The sequence below is a fragment of the Pantoea sp. 22096 genome (assembly GCF_052045955.1).
GTDB lineage: Bacteria > Pseudomonadota > Gammaproteobacteria > Enterobacterales > Enterobacteriaceae > Pantoea > Pantoea alfalfae.
The window spans coordinates 1-1,211 of the sequence record NZ_JBQEPW010000016.1; the positions used below are offsets into that span (position 1 = coordinate 1).

At 53.8% G+C, this 1,211-nt stretch carries 1 rRNA gene; it reads right to left on the minus strand.

What is annotated here, in order from left to right:
* Positions 1-1,173, minus strand: a 23S ribosomal RNA gene (locus tag ACTJKZ_RS21170); the annotation flags it as partial.
* Between the last annotated feature and the right edge of the window lie 38 nt (positions 1,174-1,211).

Consider the following 1,211-nt stretch of genomic DNA (forward strand, 5'->3'; position numbering starts at 1 on the left):
AGTGTCGCTGCCGCAGCTTCGGTGCATGGTTTAGCCCCGTTACATCTTCCGCGCAGGCCGACTCGACCAGTGAGCTATTACGCTTTCTTTAAATGATGGCTGCTTCTAAGCCAACATCCTGGCTGTCTGTGCCTTCCCACATCGTTTCCCACTTAACCATGACTTTGGGACCTTAGCTGGCGGTCTGGGTTGTTTCCCTCTTCACGACGGACGTTAGCACCCGCCGTGTGTCTCCCGTGATAACATTCTCCGGTATTCGCAGTTTGCATCGGGTTGGTAAGCCGGGATGGCCCCCTAGCCGAAACAGTGCTCTACCCCCGGAGATGAGTTCACGAGGCGCTACCTAAATAGCTTTCGGGGAGAACCAGCTATCTCCCGGTTTGATTGGCCTTTCACCCCCAGCCACAGGTCATCCGCTAATTTTTCAACATTAGTCGGTTCGGTCCTCCAGTTAGTGTTACCCAACCTTCAACCTGCCCATGGCTAGATCACCGGGTTTCGGGTCTATACCCTGCAACTTAACGCCCAGTTAAGACTCGGTTTCCCTGCGGCTCCCCTATACGGTTAACCTTGCTACAGAATATAAGTCGCTGACCCATTATACAAAAGGTACGCAGTCACCCCCATAAAGAAGGCTCCCACTGCTTGTACGTACACGGTTTCAGGTTCTGTTTCACTCCCCTCGCCGGGGTTCTTTTCGCCTTTCCCTCACGGTACTGGTTCACTATCGGTCAGTCAGGAGTATTTAGCCTTGGAGGATGGTCCCCCCATATTCAGACAGGATACCACGTGTCCCGCCTTACTCATCGAGCTCACAGCGCGTGTGCTTTTGTGTACGGGAGTATCACCCTGTACCCTGCGACTTTCCAGACGCTTCCACTAACACACATGCTGATTCAGGCTCTGGGCTGCTCCCCGTTCGCTCGCCGCTACTGGGGGAATCTCGGTTGATTTCTTTTCCTCGGGGTACTTAGATGTTTCAGTTCCCCCGGTTCGCCTTGCAGCACTATGTATTCATGCTGCAATGATGCACAGAGTGCACCGGGTTTCCCCATTCGGACATCGACGGCTGTAGCGGTTCATATCACCTTACCGTCGCTTTACGCAGATTAGCACGTCCTTCATCGCCTCTGACTGCCTGGGCATCCACCGTGTACGCTTAGTCGCTTAACCTCACAACCCACAGGCGTTTTGCAACGCTGCAGACTGCA